Here is a 17,446-nt window from a genome sequence, read left to right as displayed (position 1 = left end):
CGACCTCGATTCGATGCAGAGGATCAGTAAGCAGGGGTGACCGGTACCGGTAAGGAACGGTCGCTTCTGCTCAACGGTACCCCGGTCGGATACTGACGTCATGACGGATCTCGCCGCGCCTGCCCGCTCCACCGGTCCCTCCTCCGACGACGCCGCCGGTCATGCCGGCCCCGCCGCGGACAGCGTCGACCCCGGCCTCGTCGACGCGAGCGTCGCGCTGGTGCGCCAGTGGCTGCGCGACGCCGCCGACGTCCCGGTCGACGCCTCCGGCGCGCAGCTCGCCGGCGTGCTGAAGGACCCGACCGGCCTCGACTTCACGGTGGGCTTCGTCGACGGCGTGGTCCGCCCCGAGGACACGAAGGTCGCCGCCGCGGCGCTGCGCTCGATCGCCGGCGGCGTCCCCCGCTTCCTGCCCGCGCCGATGCGCGGCGCGGTCGCCCTCGGCGGCGCGGTGGCCCCGCTGCTCCCCGACGTCGTCGTGCCGATCGCGCGCCGGGTGCTGCGGCAGATGGTCGGCCACCTCATCATCGACGCGACCGACTCGCGCCTCGGCCCGGCGATCGCGAAGATCCGCCGCGACGGCGTCCGGCTGAACATGAACCTGCTGGGCGAGGCGGTCCTCGGCCGCAAGGAGGCGCAGCGCCGCCTCGAGGGCACGCACCGCCTGCTCGCGCGCGACGACGTCGACTACGTCTCGATCAAGGTCTCCTCCACCGTCGCCCCGCACAACCCGTGGGCGTTCGACGCCGCGGTCGACGACATCGTCGAGGAGCTCGCTCCGCTCTTCACCCGCGCGGCCGCCGCGACGCCGCAGAAGTTCGTCAACCTCGACATGGAGGAGTACAAGGACCTCGACCTCACCATTGCGGTCTTCACCCGCCTGCTCGACCGGCCCGAGTTCCTCGGCCTCGAGGCGGGCATCGTGCTGCAGGCCTACCTGCCCGACGCGCTCTCCGCGATGATCCGGCTGCAGGAGTGGAGCGCCGCGCGCCGGTCCCGCGGCGGCGCCGGCATCAAGGTGCGCCTGGTCAAGGGCGCGAACCTGCCGATGGAGCAGGTCGAGGCGTCCGTGCACGGCTGGCCGCTGGCGACCTGGTCGACGAAGCAGGACTCGGACACCAACTACAAGCGCGTGATCGACTACGCGCTGCACCCGGACCGGATCCGGAACGTGCGGGTCGGCGTCGCCGGCCACAACCTCTTCGACGTCGCCTACTCCTGGCTGCTGGCCGGCGAGCGCGGCGTCCGCGAGGGGATCGAGTACGAGATGCTGCTCGGCATGGCGCAGGGCCAGGCGGAGGCGGTGCGCCGCACGGTCGGCTCGCTGCTGCTCTACACGCCGGTCGTCTCGCCCGCCGAGTTCGACGTCGCGATCGCCTACCTGATCCGCCGGCTCGAGGAGGGCGCGTCGAGCGACAACTTCATGTCGGCCGTGTTCGAGCTCGAGGCGCAGCCCGCGCTGTTCGCCCGCGAGGAGGCCCGCTTCCGCGCCTCCGTCAGCGCGCTCGACGGCGCGGTGCCGCCCGCGCACCGGGTCGCCGACCGCTTCGCCGCCTCGGGCCGCCCCGGCTTCGGCGACTTCCGCAGCACCCCGGACACCGACCCGTCCGTCGCGGCGAACCGCGCCTGGGCCGAGGAGATCCTCGCCCGTGTGCCCGCCTCCCGCGCCGGGATCGACGCGATCGAGGCCGCGACGATCAGCACCCGCGAGGAGCTGGAGGCGGCCCTCGCCGCGACCCGCGCCGCCGGCTCCGCGTGGGGCGCCCTGCCCGCCGACGAGCGCGCGCGCATCCTGCACCGCGCCGGCGACGAGCTCGAGGCGCGCCGCGGCGAGCTGCTCGAGGTGATGGCCGCCGAGGCCGGCAAGACGATCGACCAGGGCGACCCGGAGGTGTCCGAGGCGATCGACTTCGCGCACTACTACGCCGAGCGGGCCCGCGAGCTGGACTCCGTCGACGGGGCGGTCTTCCACCCCGCACAGCTGACGCTCGTCGCTCCGCCGTGGAACTTCCCGGTCGCGATCCCCGCGGGCGGCGCGCTCGCCGCGCTGGCCGCCGGCTCGGCCGCGGTGCTGAAGCCCGCCGGTCCGACCGCGCGCTGCGGCGCCGTGCTGGCCGAGGCGCTCTGGGCCGCGGGCGTGCCGCGCGAGGCGCTGCTGCTGCTGCGCCTGCCCGAGGAGGAGCTCGGCGCCGACCTCGTCGCGCACCCCTCGGTGGACCGGGTGATCCTCACCGGGGCCTACGAGACCGCCGAGCTGTTCCGCTCGTTCCGGCACGACCTGCCGCTGCTCGCCGAGACCAGCGGCAAGAACGCGATCATCGTCACGCCCTCCGCCGACCTCGACCTCGCGGTGAAGGACGTCGTCTCGAGCGCCTTCGGCCACGCCGGCCAGAAGTGCTCGGCCGCGTCGCTCGTCGTCCTGGTCGGCTCGGTCGCGCGCTCCCAGCGCTTCCGCGCGCAGCTGCTCGACGCGGTCGACTCGCTCACCGTCGGCCTGCCGACCGATCCCGCGACACGGATGGGGCCGGTGATCGAGCCCGCCGCGGGCAAGCTGCTGCGCGGGCTCACGACCCTCGGCGAGGGCGAGCGCTGGCTGCTGCAGCCGCGCGCGCTGGATGACAGCGGGATGCTGTGGAGCCCGGGCGTCCGCGACGGCGTGCGCCGCGGCTCCGAGTACCACCGCACCGAGTACTTCGGCCCGATCCTCGGCATCATGACCGCGGCGACGCTCGAGGACGCGATCGCGCTCGTCAACGAGGTCGACTACGGCCTCACCTCCGGGCTGCACGCGCTCGACCCGGCCGAGATCGGCACCTGGCTCGGCGGGATCCAGGCCGGCAACCTCTACGTCAACCGCGGCATCACCGGCGCGATCGTCGAGCGCCAGCCGTTCGGCGGCTGGAAGAAGTCGGCCGTCGGACCGGGCACCAAGGCGGGCGGACCGGACTACCTGCTCGGGCTGGGGTCGTGGACCTCCGCGCCGTCGACGGCCACCACCGCGGTCGAGGACCCGCGCGTCGGCCGGCTCGTCGCCGCCGCCCGCGCGGAGCTGTCGCCCGCGGAGGCCGACGCCGTCGAGCGGACGGCCCGCAGCGCGGCGCAGGCTCTCGCCGCGGGCGCCGCCCGGGACGTCACCGGGCTGGCCGCCGAGCGGAACGTGTTCCGGCACCTGCCGTACGACGCCCCGGTGCTGATCCGCCTCGCGGACGACGAGCCGGTCGGCTCGCTCGCGCAGGTCGTCGTCGCCGCGGCGACCGCGGGGACCCGCGTGGCGGTCTCGAGCGCGACTGAGCTGCCGCCGCAGCTCGTCTCCGCCATCGCGTCGGGAGCGTCGGCTGTCGCCGTCGAGGACGAGGCCGCCTTCGCGGCACGGGTCCGCGAGCACGGCGCCGGCCGGGTGCGCCTGCTCGGCACCGACGCCTCCTCGGTGACGTCCGTCACCGGCGGCCGCCCCGACCTCGCCGTCTACGCTGGCGAGGCCACCGAGTCCGGCCGCCTGGAGCTGCTCCCGTTCCTCCGCGAGCAGGCCGTCTCGATCACCGCCCACCGCTTCGGCACCCCGGACCACCTGACGGACGCCCTGCTCTGACCCCCTCCCCTCCCCCTCCTCCGCGAGATGCCACTTGTGCACGCGACACGCCGTGGAAAGCGTGCACAAGTGGCATCTCGCGGAGAGGGAGGGGGCGGGTCAGGAGGCGATCTGGGAGATGCGCTGGTGGGAGAGGTTCAGGAGGACGGCGGCGTCCCGCATCGAGACCCCTTCACCCCGGACTCCGGCGACCGCGTCGTGCTGCAGGCGCTCGTACTCGTCACGGCTGCGCTCCAGATCCTCCCTCGCCGCCCGCACCTGCCCCAGGACGGCCGCCACATCCTCCGCGAAGGCGGCGCCGTAGTCCCAGGTCAGCTCGACGGTGTCCTCATCGACGTCGGTCAGCCCCGAGACGAGATCCCGGACCTCACCGTCCAGCAGAGCGAGGGAGCGCGACTCGGTGGCTCCTCCGGGGAGCCCCTGCACGACCGCCACCCAGAACGGCTTCTCGCGCGTGACGACGACGTGATAGCGGTTCATCAGTCCAACCAGCCCTTTCCGAAGAGGTGCTCGAGCGCGCTCTCGTTCGAGCGCGTGACGGTCTGCGACATCTGGCCAGACTAGGAAGGTGGCCGAGCAAGCGGCTACCGGGATGGACAGGATGGCGCTGCGCGACGCTTCGCGCCGTCGGACGTCCGGTCCGCCCGTTCGCGAGATGCCACTTGTGTACCCTTTTCACGGCGTGTCGCGTGCACAAGTGGCATCTCGCGGAGGGGGGGGTCCGCCCGTTCGCGACAGGGTGCGGGGGGACGGTCGACGGCGGGGGCGGGGGGCGCCAGGCTGTGCGCATGACGCGGCAGGAGCAGGTGCCCCCGGCCGTGGTGAGCACCCGGCGGGTGAGCATCGGGGCCGCGCTCGATCCGCGCAGCAACAGCATCAACGCGCTGCGGCTGGGGCTCGCGGTGCTGGTGATCGTGTCGCACTCGTTCCCGCTGGGCGGCTACGGCGACGCGCCGGGCGCCGGAGGCAGCGGCGGCTCCGGGCTGGGGCACTCCGATCTGGGCGACTGGGCGGTGGGCGGCTTCTTCGTCACCTCCGGCTACCTGATCACCGCGAGCCGGCTCCGCTCGCGCTCGCTCGGCGACTACCTCTGGCGGCGGTTCCTGCGCATCTACCCCGCCTTCCTCGTCTCGCTGCTCGTCGTCGGGTTGGCGATCGCGCCGCTCGCGTCCCTGCTGCTCGACGCCGGACCGTGGAGCGCGGCGGGCGGTGCGCGGTTCGTGCTCGGGAACCTCGCGCTCTACATCCGCGAGTACGGGATCGACGGGATGCTCGGCTCGGTGCCGTACCCGGGGGCCTGGAACGGCTCGCTCTGGAGCCTCTTCTTCGAGTTCGTCAGCTACCTCGTGATCGGGGTGCTGATCTCGGTGGTGCCGCGACGGTGGGTCGCACCGCTGGTGGTCGTCGGCTTCGCGGGGCTGACCCTGGTCGCCGGCGTGCTCGCCACCGATCTCGTGCCCTTCCCCGCGGCCCTCAACCAGACGGTCACGCTCGTCGCGTACTTCCTGGCGGGGGCGATCCTGCACCTCTTCCGCGACCGGATCCCGCTGACCCTGCCGCTCGCGCTCCTCGCGGTCGTCCTCTTCGCGCTGGTGGTGGCCAGCGGGCTGTACCGGGTGCTGGCGGGGCTGCCGCTCGCCTACCTGATGCTGGCCCTCGGCGCGCGCCTCCCCCTGCGGCGCCTCGGGGCGACCCACGACGTCTCCTACGGGATGTACATCTACGCGTTCCCGGTGCAGCAGCTGCTCGCGCTCGCGCTGGTCGACGCGGACGTGCCGCTCGGGGCGTACGTGCTGCTCTCGATCGCGGCGACGCTGCCGTTCGCCTGGGCCAGCTGGCTGCTGATCGAGCGCCCGGCGATGCGGCTGAAGCGTCTGACGGCGCGCGCCCCGGTCGACGACGAGGGGCACGTCGTCTGACCCCCTCCCGCGAGATGCCACTTGTGCACGCGACACGCCGTGAGAAGCGTGCACAAGTGGCATCTCGCGGAGGAGGGAGGGAGGGGTCAGGCGTCCCAGCCGCCGGGGAGGTCGCGGATCACGCTCCAGCGCGGGTCGAGCTGGGTCGCCGCTCCGCCGTTCCAGGCCCGGCTGTGGAACCAGGGCGCGATCACCTCGGCGTCGCCGTGGCGATGCCGGCCGAGGTACCCGCCCCAGTAGGAGAACGTCGAGTTCGTCAGCACGAGGCGGCGCGAGGCCGCCAGCAGGGCGAGCTGGCGCGGCACGGAGGTGCCCGGCTCGGGGCAGCGCACGTCGAGGCCGGTCAGCAGCGGCCCGAGCTTGAGCCGGCACCAGTCGAGGTCGTCCGAGACGAGGAGCACGCTGCGCACCTCGGCCGACTCCCGCGCCCGCGCGAGCGCCGCGCGCACGTACTCGACGACGTCGAAGGAGTAGCGGCCGCGGAACTCCGGGACGCTGTAGTAGTCGCCCCGCCGGATGTTGATCGTCAGATCGGCGGACGGCCGCGCCGCCGCGACGAGCTCCCCGAAGGGGCCGGCGAGCAGGTGCGAGTCGAGGAAGGCGTCCAGCTGCTCGGCCCCGAAGTCGACGCCGAAGCGCTGGTGCGTGCCGCCGGCCTCGCGCGGCTGGAGGAAGGAGACGTCCGCGGGAGCGACGACCAGCTCGCCCAGGCGCGGGAGCAGCTCCGCCCACTCCGCCGCCCGCGCCGTGCCGCGCACCACCGTCGGCTCGCCGCGCTCGCGGCGCGCGGCGGCCTGCAGCCAGAAGTAGAGGAGGTTGCCGACGCCGAAGGCCTCCTGCGGGATCAGCACCGTCGCGCCCCGCCGGCGGAGCGGCTCGAGGACCGCCGCCCGCAGATCGCCCAGCCGCGGCCTCACGAGAGCTCGCCCAGCGCCACCAGCTGCGCGAAGCCGGGATGCGCGGCGCGCACCTCCTCGAAGGTGCCCTCGCCCTCGATCCGCCCGTCCTCGAGGAAGAGCAGCCGGTCGGCGCCGCGGACGGTCGAGAGGCGGTGCGCGACGATCAGCACCGTCATGCTGCCGTGCAGGCCCGCGATGGCGGTCGAGATCTCGTGCTCGGTCCGGTTGTCCAGCGCCGAGGTCGCCTCGTCGAGGACGAGGACCGACGGCCGGCGGTAGAGGGCGCGGGCCAGCCCGATCCGCTGCCGCTGCCCGCCCGAGAGCCGGACCCCGCGCTCGCCGACGCGGGTCTCGAGGCCGAGCGGCAGCTGCTCGACGAAGTCCTCGAGCTGGGCGATGCGGACCACCTCGCGGATCCGCCCGGGATCGACGCCGTCCCGGGGCACCCCGAAGGCGATGTTCGCCGCGAAGGAGTCGTCGAGCAGGAAGACGTCCTGCGGCACGACGCCGAGCCCTGCGTACCAGCCCGCGAGATCCTCCGAGATCGGCCGGCCGCCGCAGAGCACCCGGCCCTCGGTCGGCTCGAGCAGGCCGAGCACGAGGTCGAGGAGGGTGCTCTTGCCCGCGCCGCTCGAGCCGACGAAGGCCGTGGTGGCGTTCTCGGCCAGGCGCAGGGTCACGCCGCGGAGCACGTCGCGGGTGGCGTCGGGGTAGCGGTAGACGACCCGCTCGAGCTCGATGTCGCCGGCGAAGCGACCGCCGGGGCCGGGCGTCTCGTCGTGCGAGCCGTGGGCGTCGAGCTCGCGTGCCGCGTCGTCGACGATGCGCAGGCTGGCCTGGCCGCTGCGGACGATCGCGAAGGTGGCGGAGATCCGGTTGAGGGTGGGCAGGGCGCGGAGCGACGCGGCGGCGAAGACGCCCAGCACCGAGAGCGCCTCGGCGGACGAGCCGGTCGCCACGAGGATGCCGGAGACGCCGATGATCGCGACGACGAAGCCGATCTCGAGGAGGTACTTCGGCAGCTCCGAGACCAGCGAGAGCATCCGGGACGCCTGGGCGCCGCGGCGCTTCGCGGCCTGGAACCCGGCGACGAGGCTCGAGGCGCTGGAGGAGAGCCGCGCCTCGCGGAAGCCGTCGAGCGACGGGAGGAGGAACTGCCAGGTCTGCAGCGAGGCCTCGGCGGTCTCCTCGCCGATCCGCCCCTGCCGCCGGCGGAGCAGTCGCTGCGTGCCGCCGAGCAGCAGCGCGAAGAAGACGGCCGCGAACAGCGTCGCCCCGGGCGAGGCGACGACGAGGACCGCGACCAGCGCGACGAGCACCAGCAGGTCGGAGGCGACGCCGAGCACGCCGAGCAGCACCCCGGACGCCTGCGCGGTCGAGTCGTTGATGTTGCGGTACACCTCCGACAGCCGCCGCGTGCGGTGCACGGCGAAGGGGGCGAGCACGTAGCGCCGCAGCAGCTCGGTCGACGCGTCGGCCGCGATCCGGGTGGTGCGGCCGAGCAGCCACCAGCGGAAGACGATCGTGCCGATGCTCTTCAGCACGAAGACGGCGGCGACGAAGCCGGCGACGAGCGGGACGAGGGTCGCGACGTCCGAGGTGCCGACCAGGCCGGCGATCGTGCTCGTCACCGAGCCGGCGCCGGTGTCCGCGCCGGTGAGCAGCGCCATCAGCGGCACCATCGCGGCGACGCCGAGGGTGTCGAGGACGGCCAGCACGATCGAGCCGGCCACCGCGACGACGAGCCAGCCGGGCGACGCCGCGCCGGCGAGGGTGAGCAGGGTGCCGAGTCCCTGCCGGATCGAGCCCCTCACGCCGCGCTCCTCGCGCAGACGCCGGCGTAGACGTCGGCGATGCCGGCGCACATCCGCGCGACGGAGCGCGGCGCGGCGGCGGCGGCCGGCTCCTCCGCCTGCCGCTCGAGCGCGCGCGCCACGGCCGCGGGGTCGTCCGCGTCGACGAGGGAGCGGGGCGCGAGGATCTCCGGGTTGCCGCCGACCGCGGTGGCGACGACGCCCAGGCCGCGGGCGACCGCGTCGAGGAGGGTGTACGAGCAGTTCTCCCAGACCGAGAGCTGCGCCACGACGTCCGCCTCGGCGAGCATCCGGGCGGAGTCGACGAAGCCGGGGAAGGCGACCGCGTCGCCGAGGCCGAGGGCGCTCGCCCGGGCGCGGAGGGCGCCGTCGAGCGGTCCCTCCCCCGCGACGGTCAGCGTGGCGCCGGGCACCCGGCGGTGCAGGACGGCGAAGGCCTCGAGCAGGGCGTCGATCCGCTTCTCGGGCGAGAGGCGGGAGAGCGAGACGACGCGCAGCGCGCCGGAGGGGCGCGGGCGGCGGGCGGCGGCGGGGGCGTCCGCGGCGGGGCCGTCCACGCCGTTGAGCACGACGTCGACGGGCAGCACCGCGTGCCACTTCTCCCGCATCGCGTGCCGGGTGGCCTGCGACACGGCGATCGCCCCGTCGAACCGGTGCAGCCGGGCGCGGTGGGCGAGCGCCATCGCGCGCGCCTGCGCGCCCGAGCGGTGGTAGACGGCGTCGGGGCCGGCGATGCCGTGCTCTGTGGTCAGCCGCCGGACGCCACGGGGCAGCGGGGTCGCGGCGCTCACGAGGTCGGCGTGGGCGAGGTGCGAGTGCACGATCGCGGGCCGCAGGGCCCCGGCCGTGGCGGCGAGCGTGCGGACGGAGGCGGAGAGGCCGGCGGCCGTGCCGAAGCGGCCGGTCGTCACCGCCGAGCCCTGGGCGCGCAGCCGGCGCGCGAGAGCGCCCTCGGGGCAGAGCACGACGACGCGGTGGCCGGGGATCCCCTGCCGCGCGACGTCGACGACGTGGCGGGCGACTCCGCCGTCGTCGGCGACGGGCACCAGCCAGAGGGCGATCGGGGCCGCCCCGCGCACGACGTCGCCCGCGCCCCCGCCCGCGCTCACAGCCACTCCTCCAGCCGCTCGAGCGCCGTCCAGAAGCCCTCGCCGCTGTCGACGTGGCCCTGCCAGATCTCGGGGATGAACGGCACGCCGGGCGCCAGGGCGTCCAGCGCCGCGGCGAACACCGGCCAGTCGATCTCGCCCTCGCCGATCTGCACGCCTTCGCCGTCGATGCCGGTCGCGTCGACGAGGTGCAGGTGCGCGCTGAGCGGCGCGAGCAGCTCGACCGCCGCCGAGAACGACGTGCCGAGGAAGGTGGTGGCGAGCTTGGTGTGCGAGGCGTCCAGGCAGAGCGCGGTGCCGGTCTCGCGGGCGAACGCGGCGGTGTCCTCCGGGTCGACGAAGAGGTTGTGGAACTGCTGGCCGCCCATCAGCCAGGGGTAGGGCGGCAGGGTCTGCGCCAGTAGGCGCACGCCGTCCGCGTCGATCCGGTCGAGCGCCTCGGCGACGCGCGCGTACATCGCCGGGCGGCGGGAGGGGTCCACGTGGGCGTGGCGGGTGAAGCCGCCCATCGTGACGACCATCATCGGGTCCTCGTCCTGGCGGAACCAGCGCGAGAGCGACCGGGTGACCCCGATCGTCCGCTGCACCTCGGCGATCGAGCGCTCCCAGACGTCGCGGTCGAAGGAGGCGAGATCGACCAGGAAGTCGCCGGAGAAGAGGTCCGGCAGGTGGGTGGTGAAGCCCCGCTCCTGACGCGCGGTGAAGACGTCGTCGACGTCGATCTCGAGGTCGCGGTAGGAGAAGTGGAACTCGAGGAAGCCGGGGTTCGACGCTCCGAGCAGCTCGGCGTGGTCGTGGTAGCGGACCGGCAGCCCCCACGGCCGCCGGAACCGGAACGGCCGGCCGGCCGGGGTGCTTGCGCGCAGATCGCCGTCGAAGAAGAAGCCGCCGGCGGCGACGTCGCGGTGCAGCGTGCGGCCGAGCAGCCGCGGGAGCTCGTTGGGCTGCAGGCCGCGCCCGGGGCTGCGCACCGCCACGTCGGCCGCGCGCACCACCTCGCCGCTGCGCAGCTCCCGCGCGGCGACGAGCGACTTCGCGAGCGAGACCCGGTTCATCGACTCCCCGGTGGAGACCCCGCGCGGCTCGGCCGAGCCCAGCGCCGACTCGATGTCGCGGATCTCGGCGACCATCCGGCCGAACTCGTCCGGCAGCAGCGACACCGAGTGGTCGTTGCCCTCCATCGCCCGGTCCACGGTGAAGTGCTTCTCGATGATCCGCGCGCCCCGGGCGACGGCGGCGACCGGCACGTGCCAGCCGCGCTCGTGCCCGGAGTAGCCGGTGACGCCGCCGCCGATCTCGGCGAGCCGCTCGAGATAGGCGAGGTTGAGGTCGCGGTAGGGCGCGGGGTAGGTCGACTGGGTGTGCAGCAGCGCGTAGGAGGTGCCCAGCGAGCGCAGCAGCGCCACCGACTCGAGGATCTCGCTCTCGCGCGACATCCCCGTGCTCAGCAGCAGCGGCAGGCCGCGGGCGCCGGCGTCGGCGAGCAGGTCGTGGTTGGTGAGGTCGGCCGAGGCGATCTTGAGCCCGGGGACGCCGTAGTCGACGAGGGCCTGCACGCTCGGCGAGTCCCACGGGGTGCAGAGCACGTCGATCCCGGCGGCGCCCGCGTGGTCGAACACCTCGAAGAGCGCCTCGGCCGGCAGCGCGAACCGGCGCAGCAGGTCGATCGTGTACTGCGCGCCCAGGTCCTCCCCCGCCGTGGCGCCGCCGCCCTGGCGGTACAGCGAGTCGAGGTCGCGCAGCTGGAACTTGACGGCGTCGGCGCCGGCCTCGAGCGCGAGGTCGACGAGGCGCTTGGCGAGGTCGACCGAGCCGTTGTGGTTGTTGCCGACCTCGGCGATCACGAAGGCCGGATGCCCCTCGCCGACCGGGTGCCGGCCGATCTGCAGCGCCGCGCCGCCCTCGATCGCGATCGCGACGAGGTGGCCGCGGTCGTCCACGAGCGGCACGTGGCTGATCCCGTCCGCCCCGAGCAGGGCGGCGGCGGCCTGGGCCGGGTCGTCCACGGGCGCCGTCAGAACGGTCGTGTTCGCCACGGCGAGGACCGCGACGTCGAGCGACGCGGTCGGGTTCGCGATGATCCAGCGGCGGAAGTCGCCGTCCGACAGCGAGCCGCGCAGCACGCCGTGGCCGTCGACGCAGAAGACGATGCGCTGCTTGTTCGCGTTGATCTTGGCCAGCGCGGTCAGCACCGGGTCCTCGGCGAAGACGATGTAGGGCGCCAGGTGGCGGTCGACGATCACGCGCGCCCCCGCCGTCTCAGATCGGCGAGCAGGTGCTCGGCGACGACGAGGTCGTGCTCGCCGTCGATGTCGCCGCCCTCGACCTCGTCCATCACGAACAGCCCGACCCGGCCGCCGATGCGGTTCCGCTCCCGCTCGTAGACCTCGGTGCGGGTGAGGTAGAGCGAGCCGGTCTCGCGGTAGAAGAACTCGGGCGCGGTCAGCTCCTGCCGGCGCGGCCGCGCGGCGACGTCGTAGTGCGCTAGCGCGCTCTCCTCGCCCCGCGAGCGCCAGAGGAACGGGGTCTGCGCGACGACGCCGACGAGCGAGTCGACTCCGGTGCTCGCGAACTGCTCGACGGCGCGGTCGATCGTGCCGGGGAGGCGGATCGGCGAGGTCGCCTGGAGCAGCAGCACCGCGTCCGGCCGGCGCCCGAGGGCGACGCGGTGCTCGATCGCGTGCAGCACCACCGGCTCGGTCGCGGTGTCGTCACGGGCCAGCTCGGCGGGGCGGAGGAACGGCACGTCCGCTCCGGCGTCCGCGGCGATCGCGGCCAGCTCGGCGTCGTCGGTCGAGACCAGCACGTCGAGACCGGCGGCGAGCGCCTGCTCGATGCTCCAGACCACGAGCGGCTTCCCCGCGACGATGCGCGCGTTCTTGCGCGGCAGGCCCTTCGAGCCGCCGCGCACGGGGATGACGCACAGGATGCTCATCGCACTCCTCCCTCGGTGATCGCGAGCGCCGCGGCGGCGACCGCGGCCGCGGGTTCGAGCGCCGGCGCGAGCGGCGCCGGGGTCGGCGGCCCCTCGCCCCAGACGGACAGTCCGTAGCGGCCCCAGAACTCGCGCACCCAGGCCGGCGGATCGACGCAGGTCACCCAGGCGGGAGTCCCGGCCGCCGCGGCCTCGAGCACGCCGGTCGAGAACACCGACGCGATCGGCCGGTGCTGCGCGGCCAGGTCGCCGCCGGCGAGCACGCGGATGCCGCTGCGGCGCCAGGCCGCGTGCTGCCAGCGCGAGCGGCGGTCGACCTCGGCCGGATGCGGGCGGTAGTCGGCGCCGGTGTCGAGGCAGAAGCGGCCGGCGGTGGCCGCGGCGATCCGGCGCGGGAGCTCGGCGCCGTGCAGCTGGCCGAGGAAGAGCGGGCGCTCCTCGCTCAGGGCCGCGCGCGGGCGCTGCGCCGCCGACCAGAGCAGCTGGCTGCCGATGACGACGGTCCCGACGTCGGTCCGCCCCGAGCGCCAGAAGTCGGCGTCCGCGGCCGAGAAGGCGAGCAGCGTCGACTCCGGCGGCAGCGGCGGGGCGAACGGCGTCAGGAGGCCGTGCTGCACCACGAGGACGCGGGCGCCGAGCGGCCCGGCCCAGCGGTGCGCGGTCGCGCCGGAGCGGAGGTAGTGGCCGGTCGCGACGACGGCGCGCAGCCCCCGCAGCTCGACCGGGGCGGCCGAGCCGTCGGGCACGGGCCGGACGGTCCACTCGCCGGGGAGCAGAGCGGTCACGTCCCCCGGCGCCAGGACGGCGACGGGCAGCCCGTCCAGGTGCGCGAGCGAGGAGGCGGTCGCGGCGACCGCGCTGGCCGTCGCCGCCTCGACCGCGAGCAGGATCGACGGCTCCGCGCCGCGCAGGTGCAGCACGAGCGGCGCCGGGGCCGACGGGCGCAGGCGGGACCGCACCGCGCGCAGCGGGTCGCGGCCGCGCTGCCAGCGGCGCCAGCCCTCGAGATCGGTCGCGTGCCTCAGCCCCACAGCGCCCTCACCGCCCGCATCCGGTGCACGAAGGTGTGCTCCGCCCGGGTCCGAGCGGCCGCTGCGTCGCGCACGCGGTGCGCCCAGACCGGGTCGGCCTGCGCGTGCCGGACGTGCTCGACGAGCTGCTCGCGGCCGTCGAAGACCAGCACCTCGCGGTCCACCTCGTAGTGGTCGGCGATGTCGGGCCGGTCGAGCAGGGCGAGCGCGCCGACGCCCGGCGCCTCGAACGCCCGCATCGACAGCCCGCCGTGCCCGGTCCCGTGGATCGCGAGCGTGGCGATCGAGCCGGCCATCGCGCCGTAGTAGGCCGCGCGCGAGACGTCGCCGTGCGCGCGCAGACCCGCTCCGCGCAGCCGTCCGGTGCGCACGACGTCGCCCGGGTGACGCGACCACTGCCGGCCGAAGACCTCGACGTCGACGCCGCCGGCGGCGAGCTCGCGCAGCACCCGCTCGCGCTCGGGGTAGCGCGCCCCGATGAAGGTCACCGCCGCGGACGGGCGCGGCGTCCAGGCCAGGAGCGAGTCGAAGGCGTCCGGGACGTGCGTCGCCTCGATCCCGGCCGCGCGGAGCGTCGCGACGTCGCGCGGCGAGTAGCTGGCGATCGAGACCCGGGCGGAGGCGAGCGCGCGGAGCCGCTCGAGGTCGAAGGTCATGTTGACGAGCTCGTCGTAGAGCCAGAGCACGACGGGTGCGCCGCCGCCGGCCAGCGCGGCCCACCACTCGTCGCCGAGCGAGTCGCCCTTCACCACGAGCACCGCGCGCGGCGACGTCTCCCGCAGCGCCCGGATCGCCCGCTCGGTCTCGGAGCGCCGCGACCATCGGCGCAGCCGGGACCGCGGGAAGCGGTGCGCCACCGCGTCGCGCAGCCGGACCACGCCCGCCGTGTCGTCGTAGCGGTGCACGACGACGTCCTCGCCGAGCTCGACGAGCGCGGCCTCGATGGCGCGCCAGTAGTCGTGGAACACGGGGCTGACGACCAGCACGGGCCGGCTCATGCCGCCGCCCTCTCGGCCGCGGCGATCAGGCGCAGCTCGCCGCGGAGGACGGCGAGCGGCCGGACGCCGCGCCCCGCGAGCGCGCGCAGGGCGTTGGCACCGAGGTTGACCACCGACGCCGCGCGCAGCGACGCCGCCAGCAGACCGGGGTTCGAGCGCCACTTCCGCGCGTAGCGCAGCCGGGCGGCGACCAGCCAGACCAGCCGGCGGGCGGGATCGGAGGAGCCGCCGCCGGTGTGCACCGCGACGACGTCCCCGGTGTACACCGACGGCACCCCGCGCGCCCGCAGCCGCCGCTGCAGGTCGACCTCCTCGCAGTTCATGTGGAACGACTCGTCGAAGCCGCCGATCGCCCGGAACTCGGCCGTCGGGAGCAGCATCGCCGCGCCGACCACCCAGTCGACCGGCAGCACGGCGCCCTCGACGCAGCGCGTGTCGAGACCGACCGCCGCGCGCAGCTGCGGCCGCCAGCGCGCGAGCGGGGTGAGCCACTCCACCACGTAGTGGCCGAGCCGCGGGAAGCGCCGGCCGACCCACTGCGGCCGCCCGGCGCCGTCGCGCAGCGCGGGGGCGACGACCGCCGGCAGCCAGGGGGTGCCCGCGGCGAGGAGGTCGCGGAGGAAGGTGTCGCCGATCTCGAGATCGCTGTTGAGCACCAGCAGCAGCGGGTGCGCCGCCTCGGCCGCACCGCTGTTCACCGCGGCGCCGAAGCCGCCGTTGCGCGCGCGGCGGACGAGCGCGAAGCCCTCGCCCGCGGGGAACGGCACCGGCGAGGCGTCGTCGACGACGACGATCTCGTGCTCCGGGGCGCCGACCTGGCGGCGCAGCTGCTCGAGCAGGACGAGGGCGGGAGCCGGATCGCCGTAGTGCGGCACGACGACGCTGACGCCGGGCCCCGGCCGCTCCCGCTCGCTCACGACGCGACCGCCCGGCTCTCGCGCGCGCGGCGCAGGGAGCGGCGGGTCGGCAGCACCGCCGGACGCGGCGGGTCCCAGTCCGCGGGCAGCGCGCCCAGGGCCGGCAGGATCGTGCGCAGGAGACCGTCGATGTCGTCCACGGCGCTCGCCGCGACGGCGGCGCCGCGACCGTGCGGATCGGCGAAGTCGTCCTCGGCGCCGTACGGAGCGGTGTCGCGCGCGATCAGCTCGCGGAGGTCCGCTCCGGGATTCGCCCGCGCCAGCCGGGCCGCGCGACGGACCGTCGCGGTGCGCCGCGCCGCCGAGGCGAAGTGCTGGGCGACCCACTCGCGCTGCTCCGACTCGAAGGCCAGCACCAGATCGGCGTCCTGCAGCAGGCGGCCGTCGGCCTGGCGCGCTCGATGCGAGGCGACGGAGAGGCCGCGGGCGCGGAGCGCGTCGCCCAGGTCGGGGTCGAGACCGCGGCCGACGGGGGCGTGCGTCCCGGCGCTCGAGACCTGCCAGGTGTCGGAGCCGGCGAGCAGCTCGGCCGCGAGGCGCTCGGCCGACGGCGAGCGGGCCACGTTCGCGTGGCAGAGGAAGAGCAGCCGCGAGCTCATCGAGCCGGCCGCCGGAACGACGACGGGACCTCCGCCTTCGGCGCGGCGCGCACGACGTGCTCCAGGGAGCGCGCGGGCTCCACGGCGCGCTCGGGCTCGGCGACGCGCGTGCGCTCGGGCTCGGCGGCGCGCGTGCGCTCGGGCTCCACCGCGCGCGCCGGCTCCGCGGGCCGGACCGCCGGGAGGGAGCGGGCGGGCTCCTCCGCGGCGGCCCGGCGGCCGGCGGACCGGCCCCGCGAGCGTCCGCCGTCCGGCTCCGCGTAGTACGGGTTCTTGCGGTCGTAGTAGTACGAGTAGCCCGCGTCGCCGTCCTGCGCCGAGACCATGTTCAGCACGGTCCCGAGCACGCGGCCGCGCACCTGCTGGACGATCCGCCGGGCGGCGGTGACCTCGGGGCGGCGGGTGCGGTTGGAGGCGACGACGAAGACGACGCCGTCCACGACAGTCGCGACGATCGACGCGTCGGTGACCGGCAGGATCGGCGGCGCGTCGATGATGACGAAGTAGTCCTCCGCGAGCCGCTCGATCAGCGCGCGCATCGCCGAGGAGCCGAGCATCTCGGACGGGTTCGGCGGGATGTGCCCGGCCGGCAGCGCGAACAGGCCCTCTGTGGCGGTGGGGCGGATCGCGTCCTCGACCGGGATCTGGTGGCTGAGCACCTCGCTGAGGCCGACGGCGCCGTCGATCCCGAGCAGCTTCGCGACGGTCGGACGGCGCAGGTCGGCGTCGATCAGCAGGGTGCGCTGCCCGGAGTCGGCCGTCACCCGGGCGAGGCCGGACGCGATCGTCGACTTGCCCTCGGCCTGGTTCGCGCTGGTGATCACGACGCTGCGGGTCTCGTCGTCGACGCTGGAGAAGCGCAGACCCGTGCGGAGCGCGCGGAAGGCCTCGGCGGTGATCCCGTCGACCGCCCGGGCGTCGCCGCGGCGCCCGACCCGGCCCTTGCCCATCTTCGGGATGCGCCCGAGCACGCCGACGCCGAAGAGCTGCGTGAGGTCGTCGACCGTCCGCACCCGGATGTCGAGGGCCCGGCGCAGGATCGCGAGGACGAAGCCCAGCACGAGACCGCCCGCGGCGCCCAGCAGCAGGTTGCGCAGCCAGTTCGGGCTCGTCGGCGCGGCGGCGGGCTCGGCGTTCTCGAGCGGCACCACCGTGATCTGCGGGGTGCGGTCGGCGGTCGACTGCGTCTCGATGTCGGCGATCACGTCGGCGAGCGCGGCCAGGGCGCCGTTGGCGAGCGCCGCGGCGTTCTCGGGCGTCGACGCCGAGGCGGTCACCTCGATCAGGGTGCTGCCCGGGGCGACGGCCGCGGTCAGCCGGCCGTTCAGCGGCTCGCCGCCGGGGTTCGCCTCGGGATCGGACTCGATCCGCTCGTAGACCGCGCTGCTGGAGATGAGCGGCAGGTAGGCGTTCGCACGGGTGACCGCGGTCTGCGCTCCGCTGATCGCATCGGCCGAGCTGCCGTCGGTGGCCGCGATGACGAAGCCGGCCGAGCTGGAGTCGTAGACCTTCGGCGACACCGCGGAGAAGGCGGCCATCGCGCTCACGCCGACGAGAACGGCGACGACGAGGATCTTCCAGTTCCGCCGGATGAAGGCGATGAAATCGACGACAGTCACTGTGCGCCTTTCTTCCG

General features: G+C 75.1%; 13 protein-coding genes. 2 read left to right on the top strand and 11 right to left on the bottom strand.

Annotated elements, in window-relative coordinates; genetic code table 11:
• Positions 1-100: 100 nt before the first annotated feature.
• On the top strand, positions 101-3,589 hold the full coding sequence (locus EDF17_RS00750) for a bifunctional proline dehydrogenase/L-glutamate gamma-semialdehyde dehydrogenase (protein ID WP_123444718.1): 3,489 nt from the start codon (positions 101-103) through the stop codon (positions 3,587-3,589).
• Between the two features lie 99 nt (positions 3,590-3,688).
• Here the strand turns inward: EDF17_RS00750 and EDF17_RS00745 are convergent, their stop codons facing one another.
• On the bottom strand, positions 3,689-4,069 hold the full coding sequence (locus EDF17_RS00745) for a MerR (protein WP_123444717.1): 381 nt from the start codon (positions 4,067-4,069) through the stop codon (positions 3,689-3,691).
• Between the two features lie 308 nt (positions 4,070-4,377).
• Here EDF17_RS00745 and EDF17_RS00740 point away from each other — a divergent pair, with 308 nt between their 5' ends.
• Positions 4,378-5,508 carry an acyltransferase gene (locus tag EDF17_RS00740; RefSeq protein WP_123444716.1) on the top strand — a complete coding sequence of 377 codons (1,131 nt, stop codon included), beginning with the start codon at positions 4,378-4,380 and terminating at the stop codon, positions 5,506-5,508.
• 86 nt (positions 5,509-5,594) lie between these two features.
• On the opposite strand, the gene EDF17_RS00735 is transcribed toward EDF17_RS00740, so the two are convergent.
• Genes EDF17_RS00735 through EDF17_RS00690 form a run of 10 tightly spaced genes read right to left on the bottom strand, consistent with a single transcriptional unit; the run spans position 5,595 to position 17,429 of the window.
• Complete coding sequence (locus EDF17_RS00735; RefSeq protein ID WP_123444715.1) at positions 5,595-6,425, bottom strand: alpha-1,2-fucosyltransferase; 831 nt, start codon at positions 6,423-6,425, stop codon at positions 5,595-5,597.
• Positions 6,422-8,221, bottom strand: coding sequence for an ABC transporter ATP-binding protein (locus tag EDF17_RS00730; protein WP_123444714.1), 1,800 nt, complete (start codon positions 8,219-8,221; stop codon positions 6,422-6,424). Before EDF17_RS00730 ends, EDF17_RS00735 begins: the two co-directional genes overlap by 4 nt.
• Complete coding sequence (locus tag EDF17_RS00725; protein WP_243732749.1) at positions 8,218-9,330, bottom strand: glycosyltransferase family 4 protein; 1,113 nt, start codon at positions 9,328-9,330, stop codon at positions 8,218-8,220. Before EDF17_RS00725 ends, EDF17_RS00730 begins: the two co-directional genes overlap by 4 nt.
• Positions 9,327-11,573, bottom strand: coding sequence for an N-acetylneuraminate synthase family protein (locus tag EDF17_RS00720; RefSeq protein ID WP_123444713.1), 2,247 nt, complete (start codon positions 11,571-11,573; stop codon positions 9,327-9,329). Before EDF17_RS00720 ends, EDF17_RS00725 begins: the two co-directional genes overlap by 4 nt.
• The gene (locus EDF17_RS00715) at positions 11,570-12,265 is read right to left on the bottom strand and encodes an acylneuraminate cytidylyltransferase family protein (protein ID WP_123444712.1); all 696 of its coding nucleotides are present in this window, start codon (positions 12,263-12,265) and stop codon (positions 11,570-11,572) included. The genes EDF17_RS00720 and EDF17_RS00715 overlap by 4 nt, the downstream gene beginning before the upstream one ends.
• Positions 12,262-13,296 carry a hypothetical protein gene (locus EDF17_RS00710; RefSeq protein WP_123444711.1) on the bottom strand — a complete coding sequence of 345 codons (1,035 nt, stop codon included), beginning with the start codon at positions 13,294-13,296 and terminating at the stop codon, positions 12,262-12,264. Before EDF17_RS00710 ends, EDF17_RS00715 begins: the two co-directional genes overlap by 4 nt.
• Positions 13,287-14,294, bottom strand: a complete 1,008-nt coding sequence (locus tag EDF17_RS00705; protein ID WP_123444710.1) for a glycosyltransferase — start codon at positions 14,292-14,294, stop codon at positions 13,287-13,289. Before EDF17_RS00705 ends, EDF17_RS00710 begins: the two co-directional genes overlap by 10 nt.
• Positions 14,291-15,211 carry a glycosyltransferase family 2 protein gene (locus EDF17_RS00700; protein WP_123444709.1) on the bottom strand — a complete coding sequence of 307 codons (921 nt, stop codon included), beginning with the start codon at positions 15,209-15,211 and terminating at the stop codon, positions 14,291-14,293. The genes EDF17_RS00705 and EDF17_RS00700 overlap by 4 nt, the downstream gene beginning before the upstream one ends.
• Positions 15,208-15,810, bottom strand: a complete 603-nt coding sequence (locus tag EDF17_RS00695) for a hypothetical protein (protein ID WP_123444708.1) — start codon at positions 15,808-15,810, stop codon at positions 15,208-15,210. The genes EDF17_RS00700 and EDF17_RS00695 overlap by 4 nt, the downstream gene beginning before the upstream one ends.
• Positions 15,807-17,429 (bottom strand): polysaccharide biosynthesis tyrosine autokinase, encoded by a 1,623-nt coding sequence (locus tag EDF17_RS00690; protein WP_123444707.1) that lies wholly within the window; start codon positions 17,427-17,429, stop codon positions 15,807-15,809. Before EDF17_RS00690 ends, EDF17_RS00695 begins: the two co-directional genes overlap by 4 nt.
• Positions 17,430-17,446 lie beyond the last annotated feature (17 nt).

It is taken from the genome of Rathayibacter sp. PhB1, from assembly GCF_004362935.1.
Lineage (GTDB): Bacteria > Actinomycetota > Actinomycetes > Actinomycetales > Microbacteriaceae > Rathayibacter > Rathayibacter festucae.
Note: the sequence above shows the minus strand (reverse complement) of the source record. Positions and strands in the feature narration are given on the sequence as shown.